This window comes from Saccharopolyspora hirsuta, from assembly GCF_008630535.1.
GTDB classification, from domain to species: Bacteria; Actinomycetota; Actinomycetes; order Mycobacteriales; family Pseudonocardiaceae; genus Saccharopolyspora; species Saccharopolyspora hirsuta.
The window spans coordinates 352,376-378,547 of the sequence record NZ_VWPH01000004.1; the positions used below are offsets into that span (position 1 = coordinate 352,376).

Annotated in this window: 25 protein-coding genes and 2 pseudogenes; 13 read left to right on the forward strand and 14 right to left on the reverse strand. The window is 71.5% G+C overall.

Annotated features, from left to right (window positions below; genetic code table 11):
* Nucleotides 1-20 precede the first annotated feature (20 nt).
* From benC to benA, 3 genes are read right to left on the reverse strand one after another with little or no spacing between them, the layout of a single operon-like run.
* Complete coding sequence (benC, locus tag F1721_RS10110; protein ID WP_150066334.1) at nucleotides 21-2,684, reverse strand: benzoate 1,2-dioxygenase electron transfer component BenC; 2,664 nt, start codon at nucleotides 2,682-2,684, stop codon at nucleotides 21-23.
* Between the two features lie 18 nt (nucleotides 2,685-2,702).
* Nucleotides 2,703-3,218, reverse strand: coding sequence for a benzoate 1,2-dioxygenase small subunit (gene benB / locus F1721_RS10115; RefSeq protein ID WP_150066335.1), 516 nt, complete (start codon nucleotides 3,216-3,218; stop codon nucleotides 2,703-2,705).
* A gap of 1 nt (nucleotide 3,219) precedes the next feature.
* Nucleotides 3,220-4,611 (reverse strand): benzoate 1,2-dioxygenase large subunit, encoded by a 1,392-nt coding sequence (gene benA / locus F1721_RS10120; protein ID WP_150066336.1) that lies wholly within the window; start codon nucleotides 4,609-4,611, stop codon nucleotides 3,220-3,222.
* Nucleotides 4,612-4,799: 188 nt separating this feature from the next.
* Between benA and F1721_RS10125 the strand changes: the two genes are divergently transcribed.
* The 4 genes from F1721_RS10125 to catC are packed head-to-tail and all read left to right on the forward strand — an operon-like array spanning nucleotide 4,800 to nucleotide 8,040.
* The gene (locus F1721_RS10125) at nucleotides 4,800-5,753 is read left to right on the forward strand and encodes a LysR family transcriptional regulator (protein ID WP_246154642.1); all 954 of its coding nucleotides are present in this window, start codon (nucleotides 4,800-4,802) and stop codon (nucleotides 5,751-5,753) included.
* Nucleotides 5,754-5,761: 8 nt separating this feature from the next.
* The gene (locus F1721_RS10130) at nucleotides 5,762-6,865 is read left to right on the forward strand and encodes a mandelate racemase/muconate lactonizing enzyme family protein (protein WP_150066337.1); all 1,104 of its coding nucleotides are present in this window, start codon (nucleotides 5,762-5,764) and stop codon (nucleotides 6,863-6,865) included.
* Between the two features lie 28 nt (nucleotides 6,866-6,893).
* On the forward strand, nucleotides 6,894-7,754 hold the full coding sequence (gene catA / locus F1721_RS10135; RefSeq protein WP_150066338.1) for a catechol 1,2-dioxygenase: 861 nt from the start codon (nucleotides 6,894-6,896) through the stop codon (nucleotides 7,752-7,754).
* A 10-nt stretch (nucleotides 7,755-7,764) separates the two neighbouring features.
* Nucleotides 7,765-8,040, forward strand: a complete 276-nt coding sequence (gene catC / locus F1721_RS10140; RefSeq protein WP_150066339.1) for a muconolactone Delta-isomerase — start codon at nucleotides 7,765-7,767, stop codon at nucleotides 8,038-8,040.
* Nucleotides 8,041-8,091: 51 nt separating this feature from the next.
* Here catC and F1721_RS10145 read toward each other — a convergent pair whose 3' ends face one another.
* Entirely contained in the window at nucleotides 8,092-8,691 is a 600-nt protein-coding gene (locus F1721_RS10145; RefSeq protein ID WP_150066340.1) for a short chain dehydrogenase, read from the reverse strand.
* Between the two features lie 71 nt (nucleotides 8,692-8,762).
* Between F1721_RS10145 and F1721_RS10150 the strand changes: the two genes are divergently transcribed.
* From F1721_RS10150 to F1721_RS10180, 7 genes are all read left to right on the forward strand, one after another.
* Entirely contained in the window at nucleotides 8,763-9,680 is a 918-nt protein-coding gene (locus F1721_RS10150; protein ID WP_150066341.1) for a LysR family transcriptional regulator, read from the forward strand.
* Between the two features lie 466 nt (nucleotides 9,681-10,146).
* Nucleotides 10,147-10,512 (forward strand): Vgb family protein, encoded by a 366-nt coding sequence (locus tag F1721_RS10155; protein WP_150066342.1) that lies wholly within the window; start codon nucleotides 10,147-10,149, stop codon nucleotides 10,510-10,512.
* Between the two features lie 11 nt (nucleotides 10,513-10,523).
* Nucleotides 10,524-10,901: a VOC family protein gene (locus F1721_RS10160; RefSeq protein WP_150066343.1), complete on the forward strand. Its 378-nt coding sequence runs from the start codon at nucleotides 10,524-10,526 to the stop codon at nucleotides 10,899-10,901.
* 207 nt (nucleotides 10,902-11,108) lie between these two features.
* Nucleotides 11,109-11,396, forward strand: coding sequence for a hypothetical protein (locus F1721_RS10165; protein WP_150066344.1), 288 nt, complete (start codon nucleotides 11,109-11,111; stop codon nucleotides 11,394-11,396).
* A gap of 152 nt (nucleotides 11,397-11,548) precedes the next feature.
* Entirely contained in the window at nucleotides 11,549-12,919 is a 1,371-nt protein-coding gene (locus F1721_RS10170) for a spinster family MFS transporter (RefSeq protein ID WP_150066345.1), read from the forward strand.
* Between the two features lie 29 nt (nucleotides 12,920-12,948).
* A complete protein-coding gene (locus F1721_RS10175) occupies nucleotides 12,949-14,046 on the forward strand; it encodes an NAD/NADP-dependent octopine/nopaline dehydrogenase family protein (protein WP_150066346.1) in 1,098 nt (365 codons plus the stop codon).
* A complete protein-coding gene (locus F1721_RS10180) occupies nucleotides 14,043-15,011 on the forward strand; it encodes a 3-hydroxyacyl-CoA dehydrogenase NAD-binding domain-containing protein (protein ID WP_150066347.1) in 969 nt (322 codons plus the stop codon). Before F1721_RS10175 ends, F1721_RS10180 begins: the two co-directional genes overlap by 4 nt.
* 3 nt (nucleotides 15,012-15,014) lie before the next feature.
* Here F1721_RS10180 and F1721_RS10185 read toward each other — a convergent pair whose 3' ends face one another.
* The 6 genes from F1721_RS10185 to F1721_RS10210 all read right to left on the reverse strand — a co-directional run bounded on the left by F1721_RS10185 (nucleotide 15,015) and on the right by F1721_RS10210 (nucleotide 21,103).
* Nucleotides 15,015-16,157: a M20 family metallopeptidase gene (locus F1721_RS10185; protein ID WP_150066348.1), complete on the reverse strand. Its 1,143-nt coding sequence runs from the start codon at nucleotides 16,155-16,157 to the stop codon at nucleotides 15,015-15,017.
* A gap of 8 nt (nucleotides 16,158-16,165) precedes the next feature.
* Complete coding sequence (locus tag F1721_RS10190) at nucleotides 16,166-16,831, reverse strand: DUF1028 domain-containing protein (protein WP_150066349.1); 666 nt, start codon at nucleotides 16,829-16,831, stop codon at nucleotides 16,166-16,168.
* Nucleotides 16,828-17,250 (reverse strand): RidA family protein, encoded by a 423-nt coding sequence (locus F1721_RS10195; RefSeq protein ID WP_150066350.1) that lies wholly within the window; start codon nucleotides 17,248-17,250, stop codon nucleotides 16,828-16,830. The genes F1721_RS10190 and F1721_RS10195 overlap by 4 nt, the downstream gene beginning before the upstream one ends.
* Nucleotides 17,250-18,524 carry a flavin-containing monooxygenase gene (locus F1721_RS10200; protein WP_150066351.1) on the reverse strand — a complete coding sequence of 425 codons (1,275 nt, stop codon included), beginning with the start codon at nucleotides 18,522-18,524 and terminating at the stop codon, nucleotides 17,250-17,252. The genes F1721_RS10195 and F1721_RS10200 overlap by 1 nt, the downstream gene beginning before the upstream one ends.
* 20 nt (nucleotides 18,525-18,544) lie before the next feature.
* Complete coding sequence (locus F1721_RS10205) at nucleotides 18,545-19,930, reverse strand: MFS transporter (RefSeq protein WP_150066352.1); 1,386 nt, start codon at nucleotides 19,928-19,930, stop codon at nucleotides 18,545-18,547.
* Nucleotides 19,931-20,146: 216 nt separating this feature from the next.
* Nucleotides 20,147-21,103, reverse strand: a complete 957-nt coding sequence (locus tag F1721_RS10210) for a LysR family transcriptional regulator (protein WP_150066353.1) — start codon at nucleotides 21,101-21,103, stop codon at nucleotides 20,147-20,149.
* Nucleotides 21,104-21,313: 210 nt separating this feature from the next.
* Between F1721_RS10210 and F1721_RS35610 the strand changes: the two are divergent.
* Both F1721_RS35610 and F1721_RS10215 read left to right on the forward strand, forming a co-directional pair.
* Nucleotides 21,314-21,418, forward strand: a pseudogene (locus F1721_RS35610) (hypothetical protein); the annotation flags it as partial.
* A gap of 19 nt (nucleotides 21,419-21,437) precedes the next feature.
* A pseudogene (locus F1721_RS10215) lies at nucleotides 21,438-21,911 on the forward strand (MFS transporter); the annotation flags it as partial.
* A 272-nt stretch (nucleotides 21,912-22,183) separates the two neighbouring features.
* Here F1721_RS10215 and F1721_RS10220 read toward each other — a convergent pair.
* From F1721_RS10220 to F1721_RS10235, 4 genes are all read right to left on the reverse strand, one after another.
* Complete coding sequence (locus F1721_RS10220; protein WP_246154645.1) at nucleotides 22,184-23,068, reverse strand: MBL fold metallo-hydrolase; 885 nt, start codon at nucleotides 23,066-23,068, stop codon at nucleotides 22,184-22,186.
* Between the two features lie 434 nt (nucleotides 23,069-23,502).
* On the reverse strand, nucleotides 23,503-23,883 hold the full coding sequence (locus tag F1721_RS10225; RefSeq protein WP_150066355.1) for a hypothetical protein: 381 nt from the start codon (nucleotides 23,881-23,883) through the stop codon (nucleotides 23,503-23,505).
* Nucleotides 23,884-23,997: 114 nt separating this feature from the next.
* Complete coding sequence (locus F1721_RS10230; RefSeq protein WP_246154604.1) at nucleotides 23,998-24,669, reverse strand: IclR family transcriptional regulator; 672 nt, start codon at nucleotides 24,667-24,669, stop codon at nucleotides 23,998-24,000.
* A gap of 73 nt (nucleotides 24,670-24,742) precedes the next feature.
* On the reverse strand, nucleotides 24,743-26,122 hold the full coding sequence (locus F1721_RS10235; protein ID WP_150066356.1) for a 2-hydroxycarboxylate transporter family protein: 1,380 nt from the start codon (nucleotides 26,120-26,122) through the stop codon (nucleotides 24,743-24,745).
* Nucleotides 26,123-26,172 lie beyond the last annotated feature (50 nt).

Below are 26,172 nucleotides of genomic sequence, written 5' to 3' on the forward strand. Positions count from 1 at the left end.
CTCCCGCGTCGCGCACGTCGTCAGCCCAGGTCCCCGCCTGCCACGGGCAGCACGGTTCCCGTGATGTAGGAGGCCTCGTCGGAGGCCAGGAACGCGATCGCCGCGGCCTGCTCGTCGAGCGTGCCGTAGCGGTGCATCGGCGAGGAGGCGATGGTCTGGTCGATGTGCGCCTGGAACCACGCCCGCTCCCGGTCGTCGCGCGGTTCGGGCGTTCCTCTCGGGATCCGGCGCGGGGGCGCCTCGGTGCCACCCGGCGCGGTCGCGACGACGCGGATCCCGCGGTCGGCGCACTCCAGGGCGAGCGAGGCGGTGATGGCGTTGATGCCGCCCTTGGCCGCCGAGTAGGGGATGCGGTGAATTCCCCTGGTCGCGGCCGACGACACGTTGACGATCACCCCAGATCCCGCCGCCACCATGCCGGGCAGCACCGCCCGGCAGGCGAAGAGCGTGGTGAGCAGGGAGCGGTCGAGCTCGGCGCGGATCTCGGCGTCGGTGAACTCGGTGAACGGCTTGAAGTTGATCGCGCCCCCGACGTTGTTGACCAGCACGTCGATCCGGCCGTGCTGCGCGATCGCCCGGTCGACCAGCGACGCGGCGCCGTCCCACGACTCCAGGTCGACGACGACCGGCGTTGCCGAGCCGCCGTGCCGGACCAGCTCCTCGGCCACCTCCCCGACCAGCTCGGACCGGTCGGCGAGCACCAGCTCCCCGCCTTCGGCGGCGATCCGGCGGGCGACCTGCGCGCCGATCCCCTGCGCGGAACCGGTCACGACGACGACCTTGCCGCTGAACCGCCCGGGGGTGACGAACCGCGGGCGCGCACCGGCGGCGGCGTCCGCCATGGCGCGGCGCATGGTCTGCTTCGAGCGCTCGGCGTGCGCGACGACGAGGGCCCGCGCGCCGTCCCGGTCACCGCGCTCGAACGCCTCGACGATCTCGACGTGGTCGGTGGCGCAGCGCGGGTGGCACCACGTCGCGTTGCGCAGGACCTCGGCCATCCGGCCCTTCACCCCGAGCGCCTGGTAGGCGTGCAGCAGGTGTTCGTTGCCGGTGAGCGTGAACAGGTAGTCGTGGAACGCCGCGTTGGTCTCGGTGTAGGCGGCGGCGTCGACGAACCGGTCCCCCTCCACGTGCGGCAGCGTCAGCTCGGCGAGCAGCCGGTACCCGGCGAGCTGCTGGGAGCTGAGCCGCCCGACGGTCAGCTCCAGCGCTCCCAGTTCCAGGGCTTGCCGCGCTTCGAAGAGCGCGTCGGAGGACTGGACGTCCGGGTGCTCCTCGCCGATCTGGTAGCCGTCCGGGGCCGTCGTCTCCGGCGCGGTGGCCGGGGCCTGCTCGAACGCCGGGAACATCTCCTGACCGGCGATGCCCCGCCCCTCGGCGGCGACCAGCAGGTCGCGGTCCGGGTCGAGCTCGGCCACCGGCCCGTCCGTGCCCGCCGCCGGAACGCCCATCAGCTGACCCGCGATCCGCCGCACGGCGTCGCCGGGGTCGCTGTGCTCCGCGGCGCCCGACCACGGTCCGATCTCGGCGTCGGGCAGCACGACCTGCCCCGCGATGTTCCGGGCCTCCGGGTTGCGGATCAGCTCCTCGACCGGAGGAGGTGCGGTGGCCGGTGCGTCCGGGACCTGCGGCGCGTCGGCGGCGGGCACGGCGAGGGCGAACTTCTCGTAGTAGAAGCCGGTCGGTTCGATGCCCTCGTCGGCGACGTGGCGGCGCACCGCTTCGACCATCGGCGGCGGTCCGCAGAGGTAGACGGCGACGTCCCCGCCGTTGAGGTGCTCGGGGCGGATCAGGCTCGTCACGTAGCCCTTGTTGGCAGCCGTGCTGTTCGGGTCGGCGACGCAGTGGTCCCAGGTCAAGCCGGGGAGGTCGGCCGCCACCTGCTCGATCTGGTCGAGCGCCACCAGGTCCTCGTCGGTGCTGACCCCGTAGACCAGGTGCACCCGCCGCTGGCTCCCCTCGGCGCGCAGCTTTCGGATCATGGACAGCACCGGGGCCAGGCCGGTGCCACCGGCCAGCAGCAGCGCCGGGCGATCGGTCTCGCGCAGGAAGAACGAGCCGTTCGGCCCGGTGAAGGTCAGCTCGTCGCCGACCGCCGCGCGCCCGGTCAGGTAGTCCGACATCACCCCGCCGGGGGTGATCTTGATGAGGAAGGTCAGCAGCTCCTCGTGCGGCGCGTTGCTGAAGGAGTAGGAGCGCGACACGTCGGTGCCCGGGACCGCGATGTTGACGTACTGCCCCGGCAGGAACGCCAGGTCGCCGCGGTTCGGGATCGCCACGGACAGCTGGACCGTCGTCGCCGAAAGCCGTTGCAGCTCCGCGACCTTCCCCGCGTAGGACTCGGCGCGGGTCTTGGCGACCTCCGAGGTGCTGGCGATCTGCAGCACCAGGTCCGAGCGCGGCCGCATGCTGCAGGGCAGCACGAAGCCGCGCTGCGCCTCGTCGACCGGCAGCGCGTCGTCGAGGTAGCTGCCGCCGTCGAACTCGCCCGACTCGCAGAACGCCTTGCACGTCCCGCACGCCCCGTCCCGGCAGTCCAGCGGGATGTTGATCCGCTGGCGGTACGACGCGTCCGCGACCGTCTGGTCGGCCCGGCAGGTGATGAACCGGGTGACGCCGTCCTCGAAGGACAGCGCGACCTGGTGGGCGGCCACCCCGGTGGTGGCCGCGGTGTCGGCGCTCATGTCCCCGCTCACCTCCCGTCAGAAGTGGTAGATGTCGACCACGTGGTGGATGTAGTCGTTCTTCGGCACCACGGTCTTGCGGCGGATCAGCGGGTGCTCGCCGGAGAAGTCGATGGTGTAGAACGACGTTCCGTAGTAGGGGTCGACGGTCTTGTAGCGGAAGTACATGGTGTGCCAGTTGAACCGCACGTCGACCACGTCGCCGCGGCGCTCGATCACCTCGACGTTGCTGATGTTGTGGCTGGTCCGCGGCTCCGGGATGGAGGTCGCCGAGGACCGCTCGGTGCGGATCCGGAAGACCCGGTCCTCCAGTCCGCCCTTGTTCGGGTAGTAGATCAGCGAGATGTCGGTCTGCGGGTCCTCCACCAGCAGGTCGTCGTCGCCCCACGCGGGCATCCAGTACACGACGTCGTCGGCGTAGCACTCGAGCCACTTCTCGAACTCGCGGTCGTCGAGGTAGCGGGCCTCGCGGTAGAGGAACTGCTCGATCGCGTTCTGGGTGATCTGCTTGGTTCCGGTAGCCGGGGTGCTCATCTCAGGCCTCCGTCCTGTTCTGCCGGGCGCGCTCAGCGGCGGCCGCCTCCTCCTTCGCGACGGCGGCGAGCATGGTGTCGCGCCAGTAGCCGTGCTGGACCGGGTACAGCCCCTCGTCCTCGTTCTTCAGCCCGGCGGAGATGACCCCGTGCATGCCGAGCGACTCGGCGACCTCGTCGGGGCCGCTGAGCCAGTGCTCGGCCCCTCGGGACATGTCGTTCCACGGCGCGGCGGTGGCCCGGAAGGTGAGCTGGCAGGAGCGGAACTCCTCCAGGTCGTCGGGGGTCGCCATGCCGGAGGCGTTGAAGAAGTCCTCGTACTGCCGGATCCGCCAGGCGCGCGATTCGGGGCTCTCCCCCTTCGGCGCGATGCAGTAGATGGTGACCTCGGTCTTGTCCGGCGCGATCGGCCGGAAGTGCCGGATCTGGGTGGAGAACTGGTCCATCAGGTAGACGTTCGGGTAGAGGCACAGGTTGCGCGAGCCCTTGACCATGAACTCGCCCTTGGCGGCGCCGAACTTCTCCTTCAGCTCGTCCATCCTGTTCCACAGCGGACGGTCCTGCGGGTTGCCCGCCCAGGTCCACAGGCACAGGTGGCCGTTGGGGTAGGACCAGTAGCCGCCGCCGGACTTGCCCCAGCTGCCCGCGTCGAGGGTCTTGGTCGAGTTGACCGACTCGCCGGTGTTGCGGCGCGAGGTGGTCGCGGCGTAGTTCCAGTGCGTCGCGGTGACGTGGTAGCCGTCCGCGCCGTTCTCCGCCTGGACCTTCCAGTTGCCGTCGTAGGTGTAGGTCGAGGAGCCGCGCAGCACCTCCAGCCCGTCCGGCGACTGGTCGACCAGCATGTCGATGATCTTGGTGGTGTCGCCGAGGTGCTCCCGCAGCGAGCTGACGTCCGGGTTGAGGCTGCCGAAGAGGAAGCCGCGGTAGCTGTCGAAGCGGGCCACCCTGACCATGTCGTGCGACCCGTTGGTGTTGAACGACGGCGGGTAACCGGCCCCGTCGGGGTCCTTGACCTTGAGCAGGGTGCCGTCGTTGCGGAACGTCCAGCCGTGGAACGGGCAGGTGAGGGTCATCCGGTTGTCGGTCCGGCGGCGGCAGATCATCGCGCCGCGGTGCGCGCAGGCGTTGATCAGGCAGTGCAGCTCGCCGTCCTTGTCCCGGGTGATCACGACGGGCTGGCGCCCGATGTGGGTGGTGTAGTAGTCGCCCGGGTTCGGCAGCTGGCTGTCGTGGGCCAGGTAGACCCAGTTGCCCTCGAAGATGTGCTTCATCTCGAGCTCGAAGATCTCCGCGTCGGTGAAGATCCGGCGGTTGGCCCGGTAGGTCCCGGTCTCCGGGTCCTCCACGACGGCGTCCGCGAGCGTGCGGCCGATGCGATCCAGCGTCTCGGTCATGGGTCCCTCCGGTCGTGACGTCGAGCAGCCCGGGCGTGCTTTTCCGGAACTGAAGCACGCGGTGGCGCCGGTCACACCGGGGTTGTTCCCAGGTCTGGCTCGGAGGTCGATTCATAAGCGCTCGTGATGAATCAACCGATTGTTCATCTTTGTGTTTCCGAATCGACGCGATTAGCGTCGAGCGGGTGATGCCGGACACGCCCGGCGACCGCTCGACGGGGCAGGTGACCGTGGACCTCAAGCAACTGCGCTACTTCGACGCCGTGGCCGAGACCTGCCACTTCGGCCGGGCCGCCGAGCGGCTGCACCTCGCGCAGCCCGCGCTCTCCCAAGCGGTTCGCCGCCTGGAGGCGGAGCTGGGGGTGCGGCTGCTGGCGCGGACGACCCGGCAGGTGCAGCTCACCCCGGCCGGGGAGTTCTTCCACCGGGAGGTCCGCCGGATCCTCGGCGAGCTGGACGCCTCGGTGCTCGGCGCGAAGAGCATCGCCGAGGGCAGCCGCGGGTTGCTGCGCGTGGGCTTCACCGGCACCAGCGCGTTCACGCAGCTCTCGCGGCTCTCGCGGATGGTGCGCTCGTCGCTGCCCGGGGTCGTGCTGGAGGTGCAGGCCGACCTGCTGACCCCGGCGCAGGTCGATCGGCTGCTGGACGGGCGGCTCGACCTCGGCGTCCTCCGCGGGCCGGTGGCCGAGGCGGGGATCGAGACGCGCACGCTGCTCCAGGAGCCGATGGTGCTCGCGCTCCCGGCCGACCACCGGCTGGTGCCGGAATCGGCGCTGGAGGTGGTCGACGTGTCGGCCGACGAGTTCGTGGCCTACGCCGACGAGCGCTCCGCGGTGAACGAGGCGGTCGTGTCGAGCTGCCGCCGCGCGGGGTTCTCCCCCGACATCACCCACCGGGCCCCGGGCACCGCTGCCCTGCTCGCGCTCGTCGCCGCGGGCCTCGGCGTGGCGCTGGTGCCGCAGTCGGTGCGCAGCATGCACCTGACCGGCGTCGTCTTCCGCGACGTGGCCGGTGCGAACAGCATCGACCTCTCGCTGGCCTGGCGGGCCGACGAGTCCTCGGCGCTGGTCTCCGGCGCGCTGGACGTGCTGGACCACCACGGCTTCTTCACCACCGCAAGCAACACCTCCGAGCTCGCCTGAGGACACCCATGAAGATCACCGCCATCGAGGCGATCCCGTTCCGGATCCCGTACCGGAAGCCGCTGAAGTTCGCCAGCGGCGAGGTGCACGTCGCCGAGCACGTCCTGGTCCGGGTGCGCACCGACGACGGCGTCGTCGGGGTCGCCGAGGCGCCGCCGCGACCGTTCACCTACGGCGAGACCCAGCGCGGCATCATCGCCGTGATCGAGACGATCTTCGCGCCGCAGCTCGTCGGTCTCGAGCTCACCAGCCGCGAGCAGATGGCAGCACTGCTGGGCCGCACCGTGGGGAACCCGACGGCGAAAGCGGCCATCGACATGGCGGTCTGGGACGCGCTCGGGCGCACGCTGGGCCTGCCTGTCTGCGAGCTGCTGGGCGGGTACACCGACCGGATGCGGGTCTCGCACATGCTCGGCTTCGACCGGCCCGAGGCGATGGTCGAGCAGGCCCAGCGGATGCGCGAGGTCCACGGCATCACCACCTTCAAGGTCAAGGTCGGCCGCCGACCGGCCTCGCTGGACGTGGCCGTGGTCCGCGCGCTGCGGGAGGGCCTGGGCCCCGACGTCGTGCTCTACGTCGACGGCAACCGCGGGTGGACCGCGTCGGAGTCGGCCCGGGCCATGCGCCAGCTGGCCGATCTGGACCTGGCCTTCGCCGAGGAGCTCTGCCCGGCCGACGACGTGCTCGGCCGTCGATGGCTCGTCGAGCAGCTCGACGTGCCGTTCATCGCCGACGAATCGGCCACCACCCCCGCCGAGGTCACCCGCGAGGTCCTCGGGGGGTCGGCCACCGCGGTGTCCATCAAGACCGCCCGGACCGGGTTCACCGGCTCGCAGCGCGTCCTGCACCTCGCCGAGGGGCTGGGGCTGGAAGTGGTGATGGGCAACCAGATCGACGGCCAGCTCGGCTCGATCTGCACCGTCGCCTTCGGCGCCGCGCACGAGCGCACCTGCCTGCACGCCGGTGAGCTCTCGAACTTCCTCGACATGTCCGACGACCTGCTCACCGAGCCGCTGCGCATCGAGGACGGCGCGCTCGCGGTCCGCCCCGGCCCGGGCCTCGGCGTCGAGATCGACGAGGACAAGCTCCGCCACTACCGCACCGACACCTGACCACCCACCACGCAGAGAGGACCGACGAATGTCCACCGACACCGAAGTCGCCACCGCAGCCGCCTCCGGCGCCAGCGCCACCGAGCGCTTCCACACCGACAAGTCGCCGTTCGCCGCCGTCGCGGACACCCCGCCCGCCCGGGTGGACCGGCTCGCCCGCCGCGTGCTGCAGGCCGTGCACGACACCATCCGCGAGGAGAAGGTCACCTACGACGAGTACAACGCGCTCAAGGCGTGGCTGATCCAGGTCGGCGAGGACGGCGAGTGGCCGCTGTTCCTCGACGTGTGGGTGGAGCACGTCGTCGAGGAGGTCGCGACCGAGCACCGGGAGGGCAGCAAGGGCACTATCGAGGGGCCCTACTACGTGCCCAACGCCCCCGAGCGCGGCGCGAAGGGCACCGTCCCGATGCGCGACGACGAGGCAGGCACGCCGATGGTGTGGCGCGGCCAGGTGACCTCCACCGACGGCCGTCCCCTGGGCGGCGCCGCGGTCGAGCTCTGGCACGCCGACGACGACGGCTTCTACAGCCAGTTCGCCCCCGGCATCCCCGAGTGGAACCTGCGCGGCACCTTCACCACCGACGCCGAGGGGCGCTTCGAGATCACCACGATCCGCCCGGCCCCGTACCAGATCCCGACCGACGGCTCGTGCGGTCGGCTGATCGCGGCGGCGGGCTGGCACGCCTGGCGCCCCGCGCACCTGCACGTGAAGGTCTCGGCCCCGGGCCACGAGCTGCTCACCGCGCAGCTCTACTTCCCCGGCGACGAGCACAACGACGACGACATCGCCAGCGCGGTGAAGCCCGAGCTCCTGCTCGCCCCGGTCGACCAGCCCGACGGCTCGGTCACCGTCGACTACGGCTTCGTGCTGGACCCCGTGCGGAACTGAGGGAACGCCGATGCTCTACGCAGTCCGGATGCAGGTCGACATCCCGCACGACCTCGACCCGACCGTGCGGGACGAGACGATCGCGCGCGAGAAGGCCTATTCCCAACAACTGCAGCGCGGCGGCGAGTGGGCCCACATCTGGCGCATCGCGGGCCAGTACTCCAACCTCAGCATCTTCGAGGTGGAGTCCCACGAGCGCCTGCACGAGATCCTCTGGAACCTGCCGCTGTTCCCCTACATGACGATCGAGGTCACCCCGCTGGCCACCCACCCGTCCGCCGTCTGAGAACCACGCGGCCGGGCCCGCCGAGAACCGACGGGCTCGGCCGCGAAGTGGTCATGGGAGGGCGATGACCTCCCCGGTGGCGGCTCCTTCGACCGCCTTCTGGAATCCGCGCGCGACGTCGGCCACGTCGACCGGGGCGAATCCGGGGAAGTAGTCGCCGAAGTCGTCCAGGCTCTCGGTGAACACCGACGGGCTGACCGCGTTGATCCGGCGCGGGGCGATCTCGATCGCTGCCGCCCGGACGAACGATTCGATCGCACCGTTGACCGTCGCCGCGGCGACGCCGGAGATGACCGGGTCGCGCGAGGGGATTCCGCTGATCAAGGTGAACGAACCCCGCGGTGGCACGTGGTCCAGCCCGGTGCGGACGAGGTTGATCTGCGCGAGGGCCTTCTGCTTCCAGGACGTGTCGAAGTCCGCGGCGCTGAGCTCGCCGATCGGCGCGTAGGTCACCTCCCCGGCCGCCGAGACCACGGCGTCGACCTGCCCGACCTGCTGCCACATCCGCGCCAGCTGCGCCTCGTCGGAGATGTCGCACCGGACGTCGCCGGAGGTGCGGCCGACGGTGACGATGTCGTGGCCGCGCTCCCGCATGAGCTGGTGTACGGCCTGGCCTGCTTTTCCTGCTGCGCCCACGATGATGATCCGCATGCCCCGACGCTAAGTTCCGCGGTGCGCCGGAGGGAAATACGCCGCCACGCCGCCTGTTATACGTTGGACGCATGGATGTGGAGCTGCGGCACCTGCGGGCCCTCGTCGCCCTGGCCGAGTCCGACACGTTCACCACCGCGGCCGCCGTCCTGGGAACCACTCAGCCCACGCTGTCGCGGACGATCACGCAGTTGGAGGAGATCGCCGGGGTGCGCCTGGTCGAGCGCACCACCCGGGAGATGTCGTTCACCCCGGCCGGGCGGCAGTTCTCCGCGACCGCGCTAGACCTCCTCGCCCAGCTCGACAGCGCGCTGGCCGGGCTGGGCCACGCCGAGGCCCCGCTCCGGCTCGGCTGGGCCTGGGCGGGCTTCGGCCGCCACACCGTTCCGCTGCTCCAGGAGTGGCGACGAGCCCACGCGAGTTCGATCGAGCTCAGCCGCCCGCACGACCCGGTGGCGGCGCTCCGGCGCGGCGACATCGATGCCGCCCTCGTCCGCAGGTCGCCGCCGCCCCCGGAACCGCTGCCCGGACTGGCGATGACCACCCTGTTCGCGGAGAAGCTCGTCGCGGCGCTCGCGGCGGACGATCCGCGAGCGGCGAAGAGCACCGTCACGCTGCCCGAGCTGGCCGCTGGCCCGGTCGCGGTCTGCGCCACCGCGCCGACCGCGACCAACCACCTCTGGGACCACACCGGCCGCGCACCGCGGACGATCACCGTGGCCAACACCGACGAGTGGCTGACCCGGATCTCCCTCGGCGACGCGGTCGGCGTGACCGCGGAAGCCACCACCTACAACCACCACGCCCCCGACGTCGCGTACCGCACCATCGAGGACTCCCCGCCCGTGGAGGTCGCACTCGCCTGGCCAGCGGCCGATCCGCACCCGCGAGCGCACGCCTTCGCGCAGTTCGCGCACGACTACTTCGCCCGGATCCTCGACACCAGCACCCCACCGCTGATCCTCAGCCACGACGGGAAACTCGACTGATCGACCGGTCCACTTCGGATCTGGTTCCGAAAGTCGTTTTACAGCAATCAATTGCGCCATGAATCACCACTGGCGCGCAGAAACGGCGCTGCTGCGACGGGTCGGCCATCTCCTGCCGAACAAGTCAGTTGATCGCCTCGGCGGGCTGTGGTAGACATTTCGGCAGTGTCGCGTGTCGGCGTCAGGTGGACGGCGTTGGCATGGAGGCACCGTGACCGAGGAGACCGCCATGCGTCCACGTCTCAAGACCACCTGAGCGACGCCGGGGCCGTTTCGGCCCCCAGAACGCGGTCCAGATCGGATTCCCCCTCCGCCCGCCCTGCTGCCGGGCGTTCACGGCTCTCGCCGTCCGCTGACCGGACTTCCGAGCTGATCGCGTCCTCCTCTCCCCCGAGCAACCCGTCGCCGCGCCCGGCTGTGCGCGTTCCGCAGCACGCCCGGTGCGTCGGCGCACGAAAGGAGCTGAATGCAGAACACCGCTCATCCGGGCATCCGCGAATTCGCCGTCGCCGAGGCGAACGAAGGTCCCTACAGCATCGCGGCCGGGCCCGACGACGCGCTGTGGCTCACCTTCGCGCACAGCGGCGAGGTCGCGCGGCTGGCGCTCGACGGGCAGCTCAGCCGGTATTCGGCGGGGCCGGAATCGTGCCGCCCCACGGTCATCACCCGCGGGCCCGACGAGCTGTGGTTCGCCCGGACCGACGGGCACATCGCAGAGTACGACCTGCCCACACCGGGATCGGAACCGCACGGCATCGCGATCGGACCGGACGGCGCTGCGTGGGCAGCGCTGGAGATCGGCTCCGCCGCACGCATCACCCACGACCGCTGAACAGGAGAAGCATGCCAGCGACCTTCAACCACACCATCATCGCGTCCAAGGACCGCACCGAATCCGCGGCGTTCTACCGGGAGATCCTGGAAGCCGCGGAAGCGCCGTCCTGGGGACCGTTCACCAACATCCAGCTCGACGGGGGCGTGCTGCTGCAGTTCGCCGAGCCTCCGGTGGAGGAGATCCAGATGCAGCACTACGCCTTCCTGGTCGACGACGAGCTGTTCGACCGGGCCTACGCGCGCCTGCAGCGCAAGGGGATCGAGCACTGGGCCGACCCCCAGCAGACCCGCCCCGGGGAGATCAACCACGAGCACGGCGGCCGCGGCGTCTACTTCCTGGACCCCGCCGGGCACGCCCTCGAACTGCTCACGAGGCCTTACCTGTAGAGGTCCGCGAAGCCGTGCGAGGGCCCGTCAGCGACGGCGCGCTGGCGGAGGCGGGCAACCCGCGTCCGGACGGAGACGGGTGCAGACGGCACCTGTTCGATGAGGAGCCTCTCATCGAGCGCTCACCTTGAGTTAACTGACGTCACCGAGAGTGGCTGGTGATGTTAGTCGGCTCGCCCGCGGCGAGCTCCGCTCTTGGAGGGTGACGTGCGCTGTTGTGTTCGAACGCTGGTGCGGCTCTGGGTGCTGGGCGGTGTGGTGTCGGCATTGCTCGTCTGGTCGCACTCGCACCCCCACCCGGTGTGGTCGCTGTGGACGCTCAGCGATGCGGCAGCGATCGGACTGCTGGTCGTCGGCTTGCGGCTCGCGCACCGCCGCTCCAGCGCACAACGACCCACGCCCCGGATGGCAGTGATCATCCCGGAACCTCGCCCGGCACCGGTGGACGAGGCGATCGCACCGAGGAGCTACGCCCGCCGCGGCGCGCAGGAGTAGGGGATTCCCTCAGCCGCATCGGGAAGTTCCCGACCGCCGCCAAGGGAAGCACCAGTTGTTGCCCAGGTCACCCGAAATTAGCGTTCCCGGCACACCGGCCCGCCGACCTCGGCGGGCCGGGCCGGATCGCCGAACTGCAGAGGGCGTGGCCGATGACCGACGAATTGCTGCCCGAGGCGCGGAAGTCGTACCGGTACCAGTGGTACGTGGTGGTGGTCTGCATGGTCGCCTACGTCTTCTCCTTCGTCGACCGGCAGATCCTGTCGCTGATGATCGAGCCGATCAAGCGCGACCTGAACCTGACCGACACCCAGTTCAGCCTGCTCAACGGGCTGGCCTTCTCGTTGCTGTACTCGTTCATGGGGTTGCCGATCGCGCTCCTCGCCGACAAGCGGTCCCGGCCGCTGATCATCTCGATCGGCATCGCGTTCTGGAGCATGGCCACCGCGCTCTCCGGGCTCAGCAAGGGATTCGCGCACATGTTCCTGGCCCGGATCGGCGTGGGCGTCGGGGAGGCCGCGCTGTCGCCCGCGGCGTACTCGATGTTCAGCGACATGTTCCCGAAGAACAAGCTCGGGCGCGCCTACGGCATCTACTCGCTGGGGTCGTTCATCGGCGGCGCAGCCGCGTTCATCATCGGCGGCTACGTCATCAACCTGCTCAAGTCGGTCGACGCCGTCGCGCTGCCGCTGGTCGGCGAGGTGCGCGCCTGGCAGCTGACGTTCCTGATCGTCGGCCTGCCCGGACTGCTGCTGGCACTGCTGGTGTTCCTGACCGTGCGCGATCCGGGCCGCAGGGGTCTCAAGCACAACTCCGACGGCGGTGTGCAGAAAGTCGCGCTGCGCAACGTGTTCGCGTTTCTGTGGAGCCACCGCAGGACGTTCGCGATGCACTACCTCGGGTTCTCGCTCTACGCCCTGGTGCTGCTGGGGATGATGGCCTGGACCCCGGCGTTCTACATCCGCGCCTTCGGGCTGACCTCCACCGAAGCCGGTTACCTGCTGGGCGTCGTCGTGCTGGCGGCCAACGGCAGCGGGGTGCTCTTCGGCGGCTGGCTGGTCGACCTGCTGGCCAAGCGCGGGCACTCGGACGCCGCGATGCGCGCCGGGGTGATCGGCGCGGTGGGCATGACGGTCCCGGTCATCGCGTTCACGCAGGTCGGGAACCTGTGGGCGTCGCTGGTGCTGCTGGCGGTGGCGATGTTCTTCGCCTCCTTCCCGATGCCCGCCTCCACCGCCGCCATGCAGGTGCTCAGCCCCAACCAGATGCGCGCCCAGGTGTCGGCGGTGTTCCTGCTGATCTCGAACCTGATCGGCCTCGCGCTGGGCACCACCCTCGTCGCGCTGGTCACCGACCGGGTCTTCGGGGACGAGCGGATGGTCGGCTCGTCGCTGTCGCTGGTCTACGGCCTCGCGTCGGTGGTGACCGTCCTGCTGCTGTGGCGCGGTTGCGGGCACTTCCGGCGCAGCCTCGCGCGTGAAAGGCTGCACGCCGAGCAGCGCGAAGCAGTCCCGGCCAGCTGAAGATCCGGACACGAGAAGGGTTCGACGAGTTGAGAATCGCAGTCCTCGGAGGCGGGCACGGTTGTTGGGCCGCAGCGGCGGAGCTCGCGGAGCACGGCCACGACGTGCGGTGGTGGCGGCGCGACGCGGAGGCGCACCAAGCGCTCCGCGCGGCAGGTGCCATCACCATCCGCGACCACCGCGGCACCCGGCAGGTGCCGGTGGGCGACACCCTCCGGCCGGTCACCGACCTCGCCGAGGCGGTGCGCGGGGCCGCGCTGGTCGTCATCCCGCTGCCCTCGACCACCCACCAGGACCTGGCCGCGCGGCTGGCACCGCTGCTCGCCGACGGCCAGGTGGTCTTCCTGCCGCCGGGCACGCTCGGCTCGGTGCTGTTCGCCAGGGCGATGGCCGACGCGGGCAACTCCGCCGAGGTCGCGTTCGCCGAAACCGGCACGCTGCCGTACCTGGCCCGCAAGCACGGCGGCACCGAGGTGGTGGTCAGCGGGTACGCGACCCGCCTGCCGACCGGGGTGTTCCCGAACCGCTTGGCGGACAACGCGTTCCGCGTGCTGCGCGAGGCCTACCCGAGCATCGAGACCGCCGAGGACGGGCTCAGCGGGGCGCTGATGAACGCCGGGCCGATCATCCACCCGCCGCTGATCCTGATGAACGCCGGGCCGCTGGAGCACTTCGACGCCTGGGACATCCACAACGAGGGCACCCAGCCGTCGATCCGCCGGGTCACCGACGCGCTGGACGCCGAGCGCATCGCGCTGCGGGAGGCGCTCGGCTACCGCGCCCCGCACTTCCCGCTGGCCGACCACTACGCCACCGACGGCGAGGAGTGGATGTACGGCCGCGCCGCGCACGAGAAGCTGACCGACAGCGGTGACTGGCGGGAGAAGATCGACCTGCTCGGCCACCGCTACATGCTGGAGGACACCCGGCTGGGCCTGTCCCTGCTGGTGTCGGTCGGCCGGTGGGCGGGGGTGCCGACGCCGGTCGCGCTCGGCCTGCTGAGCATCGCCTCGGCGGTGACCGGCCGCGACCTCTACGCCGAGGGGCGCACGTTGGAGGGCCTGGGACTGGCGGAGCTGTCCCGGGACGAGCTGGCGCAGCTGCTGCGGGAGGGGTTCGAGTCGTGACCGACGAGATCGCGGTGGTCGGCGCTGGCCGGATGGGCGAGGGAATCGCGCTGGCCTGCTTGGCGGCGGGCATGCCGGTGGTGCTGGCCGATGTCAAGGAACGCACCGATGAGGAGCGCCGCGCCTACTGCGACCGCGTCCGCGAGCGCTTGGCCGAGCAGCTGCGCGCCAAGCTCGGCGACGACGCGGCACTGGCGGGATTGACGGTGTGCGGCCGGGAAACGGCCCGCCTGGCCGACGCGGCCGTGGTGTTCGAGGCGGTGCCCGAGGTCATCGAGGTGAAGCGGGAGGTGCTGGCCTGGGTGTGCACCCAGGTCGGCGAGTCCGCGGTGATCGCCTCGACCACCTCGACGTTCCTGGTCACCGAGATCGCCGAGCTGGTCGACCGGCCGGGCCGGGTGGTCAACGCCCACTGGCTGAACCCCGCCGACCTGATGCCGCTGGTCGAGGTCAGCCGCAGCGAGGACACCGACCCGGACGCGGTGTCCCGGCTGACCGGGCTGCTCGAGCGCATCGGCAAGGTCCCGGTGGTGTGCGGGGCCTCGGCGGGCTACATCGTGCCGCGGTTGCAGGCGCTGGTGATGAACGAGGCCGCCCGCATGGTCGAGGAGGGCGTGGCCAGCGCCGCGGACATCGACCTGGCGGTGCGCGCCGGGCTCGGACCGCGGTTCGCGGTGCTCGGCCCGCTGGAGTTCATCGACTGGGGCGGCGGCGACATCCTCTACTACGCGTCCCGCTACCTGGCGGCGCAGCTCGGCGAGCGCTTCCAGCACCCGGACGTGATCGAGCAGAACATGTCGGCCCACCGCCGGGGTCTGCAGGACGGCACCGGCTTCTACCGCTACGACGCCGACGGCGTCGCGGCGTACCGGGCAGCGCGGATGCGCGAGTTCGAGGAGATCTTCCGCCTCCGCGAACCGGAGCTGCGCGACGGCACCCCGGTCCCGACCCGCCCGGAGGACTGACCCTCACGGCCGGGTCTCGTCGTGCGCCCGGTCGACCCCGGTCCAGGCCAGGGCGATCGCCCCGTCGAGGAGTGCTCGCTCGGCCTGCTGGCCGACGCAGTGCGCGGCGAACTCGCGCTGGTGGTTGGTGGCCGGGAGGGAGCCGATGCCGATGTAGGGGTGGATGGCCGGGACGACCTGGGACACGTTGCCCATGTCGGTGGACGCGCGGTTCATCCGCCCGGCGAGTCCGTCCGGGGCGAACTCGCGGCCCAGGTCCAGGGCGTTGGCCCGGTAGTGCTCCAGGGTGCGGGTGTCGGTGCGGAACTCCGCGTAGGGCTTGCTCTCCGCCTCGACCTCCAGCGTGCAGCCGGTGGCGAGGGCGCCCGCCTCGAAGCACCGCATCACCTTCGGTTCGATCTCGGCCAGCTCGGCGAGGCTCTCCGCGCGCACGTACCACCGCCCCGAGGAGGCCTCGGGGATCGCGTTGGGCGCCGAGCCCGCCGCGGTGACGACCCCGTGCACCCGCGAGCTCGGCGGGAGCTGCTGGCGCAGCAGGCCGATGGCGACCTGCGCGACGGTGAACGCGTCCGCCGCGTTCACCCCGTCCTCGGGGTACGCCGCCGCGTGCGCGGACCGGCCGCGGTAGGAGATCCGGGAGTGGCTGACCGCGAACGGCCGGGCCTCCGCGACGTCGACCGGCGCCGGGTGGACCATCATCGCCAGGTCGACGTCGCGGAACGCACCGCGGTCCAGCATCTCGATCTTGCCGCCACCGCCCTCCTCGGCCGGGGTGCCGTACACCTCGACGGTCAGGCCGAGCTCGTCGGCCACCTCCGCCAGACCGAGCGCGGCGCCCACCGACGACGCGGCGATCAGGTTGTGCCCGCAGGCGTGCCCGAGTCCCGGCAGCGCGTCGTACTCGGCGCACAGCGCGATCCGCAGCGGCCCCGAGCCGTACCGGGCCAGGAACGCGGTCTCCAGTCCCAGGTAGGCCGAGGTCACGGTGAACCCGCGACGGTCGAGCAGCTCCGGGACCGTCGCGGCGGCGTGGTGCTCCTCCCAAGCGGTCTCGGGCCGGGCGTGCAGCGCCGTGGACAGCTCGACCAGCTCGTCGGCCGCCCGGTCCACCGCGGCGCGAACTGCTGCCTTCTCGCGGGTGCGCATCCTTCCTCCTACTCGTCGCCGGGGACGCCGTACGACGGCGCGGTCGAGGGCTGCAGCCCGCGCCGGACGTAGTCGTCGCGCTGCGGCAGCCAGATCTCCAGCGCTCGGGTCAGGTCGTCGATCGGCGCCTCGGCCCAGTCGACCCGGAGGTCGGTCACCGGCCACTCCACATCGGACACCACGGCGAGCCCGGCCGAGTGCACCGGTCCCGCCTCACCTCCCGCGTCGAGCCCGGCCCGCAGCGCGGCGAGCAGCCGCTCCTCGAACTCGCCCGTCGCCGTCTCGAAGGCGTCGACCATGATCGTCGGCACCTCAGTGCTGGAGAGCAGGTTTCCGGCCGCCACGGAGTGCGCGCCGACCGCGGCGCCGTGCGTGCCGAGCGTGTGCTTCCCGCTGAACCACGCCGCCGGGCCGGTCGGCCCGATCGCGGTCAGCTGGCGGTAGTCCAGATCCGTGGCCCCCTCGCCGACCTCCGCCAGGGCACGTGCGGCGTCGCCGTGGACCGCCAGGCGGTCGAGGACGCGCCCGCCCAGCCGGGGGTCGGTCACGTTCTGCGAAGCGGCCGCGCCGATGCCCGGCCGCAGGTGCGTGCAGCGGGCCGCCACCGCCGGGCTGGAGGAGCTGACGGCCAGGCCGAACCGCCCGTCCTGCCGGGCTGCGATGGAGAAGGTCACCTGTCGTCCTCCGGGATCACGGCGATGGCGTCGATCTCGCACAACCACTCCGGGCGGGCCAGCGCGGAGACCACGACCCCGGTGGAGATCGGGTGCACGCCCCGGGTCCAGCGCCCCACTGTCCGGTAGACGACCTCGCGGTAGCGCGGGTCGACCAGGTAGATGGTCAGCTTGACCAGGTGCTCCATCCGGCTGCCCGCCTCGCGCAGCAGCAGGTCGATGTTGGCCATCGCCTGCTCGGCCTGCGCCCCGGCGTCGCCGATCCCGACCGATTCGCTGGTGTCCAGGTCCTGGCCGATCTGGCCGCGGACGTAGACGGTGTTCCCGGCGACGACGGCCTGGCACAGGTCGTTGTCGAGGTTCTGCTCCGGGTAGGTGTCCCGGGTGTTGAACGGGCGGATGCGGGTGTGGGTGGGCATCAGGCGGCTCCGGTGATCGTGGTGGATTCGGCGTGGTGGGCCAGGTAGCTGCGCTGGATCGAGATGTGCTCGGCCACGTACGCGGCGTCGTGCCAGACGCCCCAGATGAAGCTCGATCCGCGGCGCGACTGCCAGGGCAGCCCGAGGAAGTAGACCCCGGGTTCGGCGGACACGCCGCGCGCGTGCCGCGGTCGGCCGTCGTCGTCGAAGGCGTCGACCTGCAGCCAGCTGTAGTCGGTGGCGAAGCCGGTCGCCCAGACGATCGCGGTGACCCCGGCGCCGGCGAGGTCGAGCTCGACGAGCGGGTCGACCACGCAGTCCGGGTCCGGCCCGAAGGTGCGGGCCTCCGGTTCCTCGGGGAGGTCGAGCCCGTTGCGCGCGACGTAGGCGTCGGCTTCGTCGAGCATCGCCAGGTAGTTGGCGTCGCCGCGCGCGATGTTGTCGCGCAGGTCCGGGGCGAAGCGCATCCGGCCGTCCTCGAACGCGCGGGTCATGCCGACGAGGGTGATGCCTTCCGCCGCCAGCGCCCGGAAGTCCACCGTCCGGCCGCCGTTCGCCCCGCTCACCGCGATCGTGACGTGCTCGGCTCCGCGCGGTGGCGCTGCTGCGTCCCACTTGTTGAGCACGCCGAGCCACCAGCAGAAGTCCCGGCCCCGGTACCGGCGCGGCGGCCGGTCGTGCGGGCCGACCGACAGGTAGACCTCCCGGCCGGAGCGGCGCAGCTCGTCGGCGATCTGGACGCCCGACGACCCCGCCCCGACCACGAGGACCGCGCCCTCGGGCAGCTGCTGCGGGTTGCGGTACGAGCTGGAGTGGAGCTGGACCAGGTCCGCGCTCTCGGGAACGACCGGGGGGATGACCGGTTTCTGGAACGGCCCGGTCGCCGCCACGACGTGGCGCGCGTCGATCGTCCCCTCCGAGGTCACCACGTGGAAGCCGGGACGCCCGACGTTCTTCCGCACGCTCCGCACGTCCACGCCGCAGCGGATCGGCGCGCCGATCTTCTCCGCGTACGCGACGAAGTAGTCCGCGACCTGGTCCTTCGACGCGAAGCCGTCGGGGTCCACACCCGCGAACAGCATCCCCGGGAAGCGGTCGTGCCAGGCCGGTCCGTTCGCCACCAGCGAGTCCCAGCGCGCGGTGCGCCAGCGCTCGGCGATGCGATCGCGCTCCAGCACCAGGTGCGGGATCCCGCGCGCGCCCAGGTGCTCGCTCATCGCGACACCGGCCTGCCCGGCGCCGACCACGAGGACCTCGGTCTCCTCATGCGACATCTCACCCTCCGTTCCACGAATCACGACGTCCTCCCAACGGTTTTCGCCAGCCGGTCCGCCGGAGCGGCGCCCAGGTCCTGCGCCTGGAGCAGGCTGCTCCCGGCCGTCTCGCGCATGCTCAGGGCGGCCACCAGCCCGATCGCGGCGGCCACCATCAGGTAGGGGCCGGGGACCAGGAGGCTGCCGGTGGCGGAGATGAGCACCGTCATGAAGAACGGCACCGTGCCGGCGAACAGCGCGGCGGTGATGTTGTAGGCGATCGACAGCCCGCCCTGCCGGGTGCGCGTCGGGAAGATCTCGGCGGCCCACACCGCGTGGGTGCCGAGGATCGCCGAGAGGATCACGGCCAGCCCCAGCGCCGCGACGACGGTGCCGACCATCCCGGTCTGCATCAGCAGGTAAGCGGGTGTGGCGACTACCAGCAGGGCGAGGGCGGCCCCGACCATGACGGGTTTGCGGCCGACCCGGTCGGACAGGCGGCCGAACGCGGGAACCAGGACCAGCCCGAGCAGGGAGGCGAACGTCGACAGCAGCGCGGCGCTCTCGGCGGAGTGCCCCAGGTGCTCGGTCTGGTAGTTCACCAGGTAGGTGAGCACCGCGTAGAACAGCACGTGCATCATCGTCATCAGACCGGCGGCCTGCAGCAGCTGCCGCGCGTTCGCGCGGAAGAGCTCGGCGACCGGGCTGCGCGGCACCGAGCCGGTCGCCTCCAGCGCCCGGTACTCCGGCGTGTCCTCGATCTTCGTCCGGATCACGTAGCCGATGACGCCCATCGGCGCCGCGATCAGGAACGGGATCCGCCACCCCCACCCGGTGATCTGCTCGGGCGTGAGCAGGGCCGTGAGCAGGTAGAAGGCGAACGACCCGGCGAGGAAGCCGAGCAGCGACCCGACTTCGAGCCAGCTCACGCCGAAGCCGCGCCGCGCCCGGGGCGAGTGCTCGGCCAGGAAGCTGGCGGCGCTGCCGAACTCGCCACCGGCGGCGAAGCCCTGCACCAGGCGGACCGCCACCAGCAGGATCGGGGCGGCGATCCCGATCGTCCCGTAGCCGGGCAGCAGGCCGATCACCAGCGTCGCGAGCGACATGACGATGATGACGACGGACAGCGTGCGCCGCCGACCGATGCGGTCGCCGAGCGGCCCGAACACCAGCGCGCCGAGCGGGCGGATGCCGAACGAGACCGCGAACACGGCGAACACCGACAGCACGCCCGCGACCTCGTTCTCGGCCGGGAAGAACACCGTCGCGATGGTGGTGGCGAGGTAGGCGTAGACGGCCCAGTCGAACCAGTGGACGAAGACGCCGATCGCGCCGGCGGCCACGCTCCGGCGCAGCGAGGCGGGATCGGCCCGGACGACCGCGTCGAGCGCGGCGTCCGCGGCGGAGCGTGCGGTGGGATCGGACACGGGGACCTCCAGCGGGTCATCGCGAGAAGACGACAGGCCCGCGCTCCGGCGCCCCTGTCGGGAACGGCCCCCGAACCGTCGGCGGCTGTTCGTGGGGCGACGCTAAGCGGCCCGGGGCACATCGGGCAAACAGAGATAACTTGTCCAATGCATCGGATTTGCTGATGCAGCACGCCGAGCGCCCCGGAGGCCGAGAACTGTTGCGGCGCGCGAGAATCAGGACCGGGAGCGACGTCGCTGCGCCAAACGGCCGGTCGCCGAGCGGAGCCGGCTGACGACCTCGCGGGCGCTGTCGGTGACCGCTCGGGCCCGCGCGGTGCGCCGCACCGACTCCATCCACGCCACCACCACCGACAGCGACGGGACGTCGTCGGCGATGGGACGCCCCTCGACGGAACCCCCGCTGTAGGTCCCGTCCAGCACCGGCCGCTGGTTCAGCAGGGAGAAACCGAGGCCCCGCGCGACCATTCCGCGCACCGCCTCGACGTTGCCTGACCGGTAGGCGATCCGCGGCGGCGCCCCGGCCGTCGCCAGCAGCTCGCGGAAGTACTCGCGGCTGTGCGGGAGGTCCAGCAGCACCATCGGTTCGTCGGCGAGATCGCTCAACCGCACCTCCGGCTGGTCCGCGAGCCGGTGCCTCGACGGCAGGACCACGTACGGCGGGGCCTCGGCGATCACCTCGCGCGCCACCCCCGGCCCGAGGCCCAGGTCGTAGGTCACGGCGACCTCGGCCGCGCCGCTGCGCAGCGCGGCGCTGACCGCGGCGGCCTCGAGCTCGAGCACCTCGACCTCGAGTGCGGGGAACTTCCCGCTCAGCTCCGCGAGGAGGTCGGGCAGCACGAACGGCACGAGGGTGACCATGCAGGCCAGCTTGATCCGGCCCCGCACGTCGTCCCCGCGGCCGCGCGCCGCGTCCAGGACCTCGCCGACGTGCGCGAGCAGGCCGCGCACGTCGCGCAGCATCTCCTCGCCCGCGGCCGTCAGCACGAGCCCGCGGGCGTGCTGGCGGATGAACAGCGGCGTCCCCACCTGGCGTTCCAGCTGGGCGACCGCCGCCGACACCGCCGACTGGGCCACCCGGAGCTCCTCCGCCGCCTTGGTCATGCTCAGCGCCGACGCCGCCTCGACGAAGTAGCGCAGCTGCGCGAGCGTCACGTCCGGCTGCCTGCTCACGACAGCACCACCTCCTGCATCAGCTGTCGTGCGCTGTGAACACCGGAATGCTAGAGGCAACCCGGCGCCGTCGACCGGTGACGCTCGTCCTCGGCGCGCGATTCGTCACCGCGCTGGCCACCGGAGCCTTCTGGGCGGTCGCAGCGGTCGTCGGGGCGAAGGCGGCGGTCCCTGCGGCCTCGCGCGCTCGGCGGGGTGCTGGGCGGCGGCATGCTCGCCAACGTCATCGGTGTGCCGCTCGGCGCGTTCGCCGGTCAGGCCATCGGCTGGCGCGGCCCCTTCTGGGCTCTCGCCGCCATCGCGCTGCTCGGCGCGTTCCTCGTCCACCGCATGGTCGCTCGTCCTCGTCGGCTACGGCCTGGGCGCGTTCGTGGGCTCCAACCTCGGCGGCCGACTCGGCGGGCACCGCCCGTTCACGATGCTCTTCGTCTCGGCGACGATGACGTTCCTCGTTCTCGGATCCCTGTTCCTGTTGTCCCACGACCATTTCACGACGATCGTGCGCATCGTCCTCCTCGGACTGTTCGGCATGTCCACCAACCCGGTCCTGATCGGCGCGGCGGTCCGCTACGCCGACCAGGCGCCCACGCTAGCCTCGGCGCTGATCACGTCGTCGTTCAACCTGGGCACCGCCGTCGGGTCGTGGATCGCGGGGTTCGCGCTGGAGACCGCCCTGGGTGCGACCGGCCCGGTCCTGGTGGGTACCTGCGTCGCGGGGCTCTACTTCCTCCCTCTTGTGATCCTGCTGAAGAAGGAGCGTGCCGCTGCGAACCACGCCGGAGGCGTCCTCTCGACGACGGCGAGCTGATTCGAAGGCCGGTGGTTTCTGCGTTTGGGGATCGGTGGTGGTACTGGGTGGGGTTGGCGAGGAGAGGTGCCGTTGGGTGCTGGGCTGGGTTCGGGTTCAAAGCGGTGGGTGGTCGGCTTGGGTGTGCTGCAATTTCAATCGAAACTGCGTCGTTCTCGACGGAGCCTCCAGTGGCGACGTGGGCGGACGCCGAGCCGGGCTCCGCCGTGTACAGCAACCTCAGTCGTCGCGGAAGAAGGTCGTCAGCTCGTCGAATGGCTGGAGCCGACCTGCTACGTCGTGCGGAAGCGGCCCGGCTCGACCTCCGCTACCAGGCCCTTGGCGAGCAGGCGGTCCAGGTGGCGCTCCGCCGTTCTGCGCTCGACCGGTTCCACGTGCGCGCCCTCGACGTGCGGGCGGTAGACCAGGCGGTGGGCGACGATGTCCGCGACGGTCCGGGGTTCGTCGAGGAGCGCCAGGAGCGTCTCGTCCCGCCGCTGCACCACCCCGGCGTAGCCGTCGAGGCGCTTGCGGAACTCGTCGGCTCCCTCGATCACGCCCTTCTGGTGGGAGGTTCCGTACCAGCGGGCGTCGATCTCCCGGCACCGCCTCATGGACGACTCGAAGTCCGCGAGGCTGCTGCTGACGTCTCCGTAGTACGGGCCGAACGAGGTCAGGTCGACGTCCGCGATGAACAGGAAACCGTCCGGCTCGACCAGGAATCCGCAGTGGCCCGCCGTGTGCCCGGGCAGGTGCACGACGGTCGCGGTGCGCCCGCCGAGGTCGAACACGGCACCGTCGTCGAAGCTCACCGCGTCCGGACGCCCGTGGACGTGGAAGTGGTCCCGCAGCTTCTCGTCCGTGCTGGCAGCGGCGTCGGCCGGGAGCCCGAACCCGGCGACCAGGGCCTCGCGGGAGCGCAGGGCGGCGCTGTCCGCTTCGTGGACGTGGACGGGCACGTCGGCGTAGCTCCCGAGCCCGGCGATGTGGTCCTCGTGCGCGTGGCTGACCAGGACCACGTCCGCTGGTGGCGCCGCTTCGACCAGCGACAGCGACGGGTCGACGACCAGCGCGGCGTCGGTGCCGCGCACCAGCAGCGAATTGCCGAACGGGTAGGTGCCCCGGTTGGCCCCGACCAGCACGGAGACCTCGCCGTACACCGCTTCCGCGTACCCCACGTCGACCAACTCGGTGTCCTCCCACCGTTCTCCGCTCGGTGCAGGCACCGTATCCAGCACCGCACCTTTGCACAACACACGTTATGAAAATATGGAGGGCCTGCTCCCCCGGGAACCCCGGCGCCGCGACCACGCCGGATCCAGCACGTGCGCGAGGAAGTCGAGCTGGCCGGCCAGCGCCCGGCCAGCGCGGCGCACGCCTCCTCCGCGCCGGGAGTGCTCATCATCGCCGTCGAACCGGGCGGCCCGACGATGGGCACGTGGTGCGGCGTCCGCTTGGCGAGGGCGCGCGACGTCGCGCAGCCCGTGCCCGGCCGCGCGCGCGAGCCGACCGACCCCGGCCCGGCGCACGAGGCGCGCCAGCGTGGCGAGCCCGTCCACCGCGGGGGGTCAGCGCGGCGTGGCGGAGCCCGGGGACGTGCGAGCGCGGCGGGTCAGGCCGGTGCCACCGTGCCTTCGACGCCCGCCGCACTTCCCCCTGCGGGGGTCGGCTGGTGCGCGGGCGAGCGCAGGGCGTCGATGGTCGGCTGGTGGAGCTGGACGTAGGCGGAGATCTGGTCGAACAGGGCGACGACCTCGTGCAGTTCGCGGTGGGCCGCGCGCACCGCCGGGCTCCTCGCGTCCTGGGTCTGCTCGGTCAGAACGCTCACCAGCGTCCGGAACTCGTGCAGGATCGAGGTGTTCACCGCGGCGTAGCAGCCCAGGTCGTCGCCGATCTGGTCGGGCACCTGCTGCTGCACTCGGTGGACCGCGGCCTGGAGCGCGTCGCGGGCCTGGTACAAGGACTCGAGCGGGTGCTGTGCGGATGTGCTCATGACGACCCCCGTCCCGCGCCTGGAACCGTCCACTCTCCGACCAGCGGGCCACCGGGGCAAGAGCAGCCCGGCCTCATCCGTGTGGGTGACGCCAGAACCCGGGCGGTGCCGCCGTCAGGTGCGCTGGAGCGCGTCCGAGAGCTGTGCCGCGGCGGCCAGGACGTCCTCGCCGTAGCGCGCTCCCGGACCCTCCTCACCGACGCGGAACACCGGGGCCGACAGGCAGATGGCGGCCACGGTTTCGCCGGAGGAGCGGCGGATGGGCGCGCTGACGGAGCACAATCCCGGGGTGCGGTGGGAGATGCTCTCGACCCATCCCCGCGAGGCTGCGGCGTCGGTCAGGACTTGCGCGGCGGACCCGCCCACGTCCAGCGGCAGGAGCGTGCCGACCGGGACGGACGCCCTCAGCTCCGCGGCGGAGTCGACGCTGGCCAGGCAGAGGCGGTGCTCGCCCCGCCTGACCCAGATCTGCGTCGTCTCGCCGGTCTTGCGCTGCAGGTCGGTCAGCACCGGCGTGCAGAGCTGTTCGAGGTGGGGCGAGGAGAACCGCACCCCGAGCTGGAGGCGGCCGTCCCCGTCCCTGCTGAGCAGGCCGTGCGCCATCATGGAACCGACCAGCCGGTGCGCGGTCGGGACCGACAGGCCCAGGTGGCGCGCGAGCTCGGAGGCGGTCATCCGGCGGATCTCGACCGCGTCGAGGACGGCCATGACCCGGTCCAGGACGCCAACGCCGGTTGAGCGCGGGACCGGCCTGCGTTCGGCTCCCGCGAGCGGATCGGTCGTCACCGCCCCAGCGTAGAACGAGGTCCCGAGCGATCCCGCCGAGGTTCGGCGCACGGCCCCCTCCTCCGTCGTGCGGTCAGTGGAACAGCGGCAGCAGCGGCGCGACCATCGAGGTCGCGAAGAGCACCACCGCACCGCCGAGCCGGTTGGTCAGGGCGGCGAAGGGCATGAGGTGCATCCGGTTCGCCGCCGACAGCACCGAGACGTCGCCGCTGCCACCGGTGTCGGCCATGACCAGCCCCGGGGTGATGGCGGCCTCGACGAAGTAGAACTTGACCAGCCAGCCCAGCACCCCCGAGGTCAGCGTGGCGCTGAGCACGGTCGCTGCGGTCAGGACCAGGAACAGCGGGTCGCTGACCGCGGCGAGGACGTCGCCAATGTCGATGTAGGTGAGGCTGACCGAGACCAGCAGGGCGGGCACGAACAAGGTGGTGGCCATCCGCCCCCAGTCGGTGCTGGCCTCCTCGAGGTGCTCGGGCAGCAGGCCGCCGATCTTGACGACCGCCGCGGCGATGATGGTCCAGGCGTAGGGGTGCAGGAACGGCAGCAGGCCGCCGAGCAGCTCGCCCAGCACGAACAGCACGCCCGCGATGAGCAGGCCCTGGCCGAGCGCGACGTAGGTCGTGCCGTCCCGGGTCGGCGCGGTGTCGATCTCGACGTCGCGCCGCCGGATCCGCATGAGCTGCCCGTGCCCGTTGAACCCGGCGAACAGCTGCTTCTGCCGCCTGCCGAGTCCGTTGTAGACACCGGCGATGAGGATGCAGAGGATGTTGGCGACGACGACGGCGGACATCAGCTGGCCCATGAAGACGTCGGCGTTGCCGCCGGTGGCCCCGGCGTACATCTGCGACATCGGGATGGCGCCGATGCCCAGCCCACCGGCCATGATCGGGGCGGCCACCAGCAGGATTCCCGGCACGAAGCCGAATCCCAGCGCGGCGCCGAGCGCGCCGACGATCGCGAAGGTCAGCGCCAGGCAGCCCAGCAGCGGAACGGCGAAGCGCGGCCCGGCCTTGAGCAGCAGCGCGCGGGGCATCCCGAGGATGCTGCCCGCGATGATGGTGATGACGAGGAAGTCGACGAAGCCGCCGTCCTCGACGAAGCTCGTCACGACGTGCGCGGCTACCTGCGGGAACAGGCCGCCGAACAGGAGGATCGCGGGCACGAAGGTGCACAGGACGGTGGGCAGGCCGTAGTCGCGCAGCACCGGCACCTGCTGACCGGCCCACATCAGCGCGCCGCCGACCAGCATCGTGACCGCGAAGCCGGACAGCAGGGAGGTCGGCAGCGTGTCGGTCAGCGCTGCGGCCAGCACCGTCACCGCACCGACCAGGTAGACCAGCGGCGGCAGCCCGGCGAGGGGCGCGCCCCGGAGCAGGCGCGGGGTCCGGGCAGGAGGAGCGTCGGCGGGTGTGCCCGATCTCGGGGTCGCGTCGCTGTTGGGAATGGTGGACATCGTTGTCTCCCAGGGGAACCGGCCGCCGTCGGCCGGTGAAGAGGAATCGC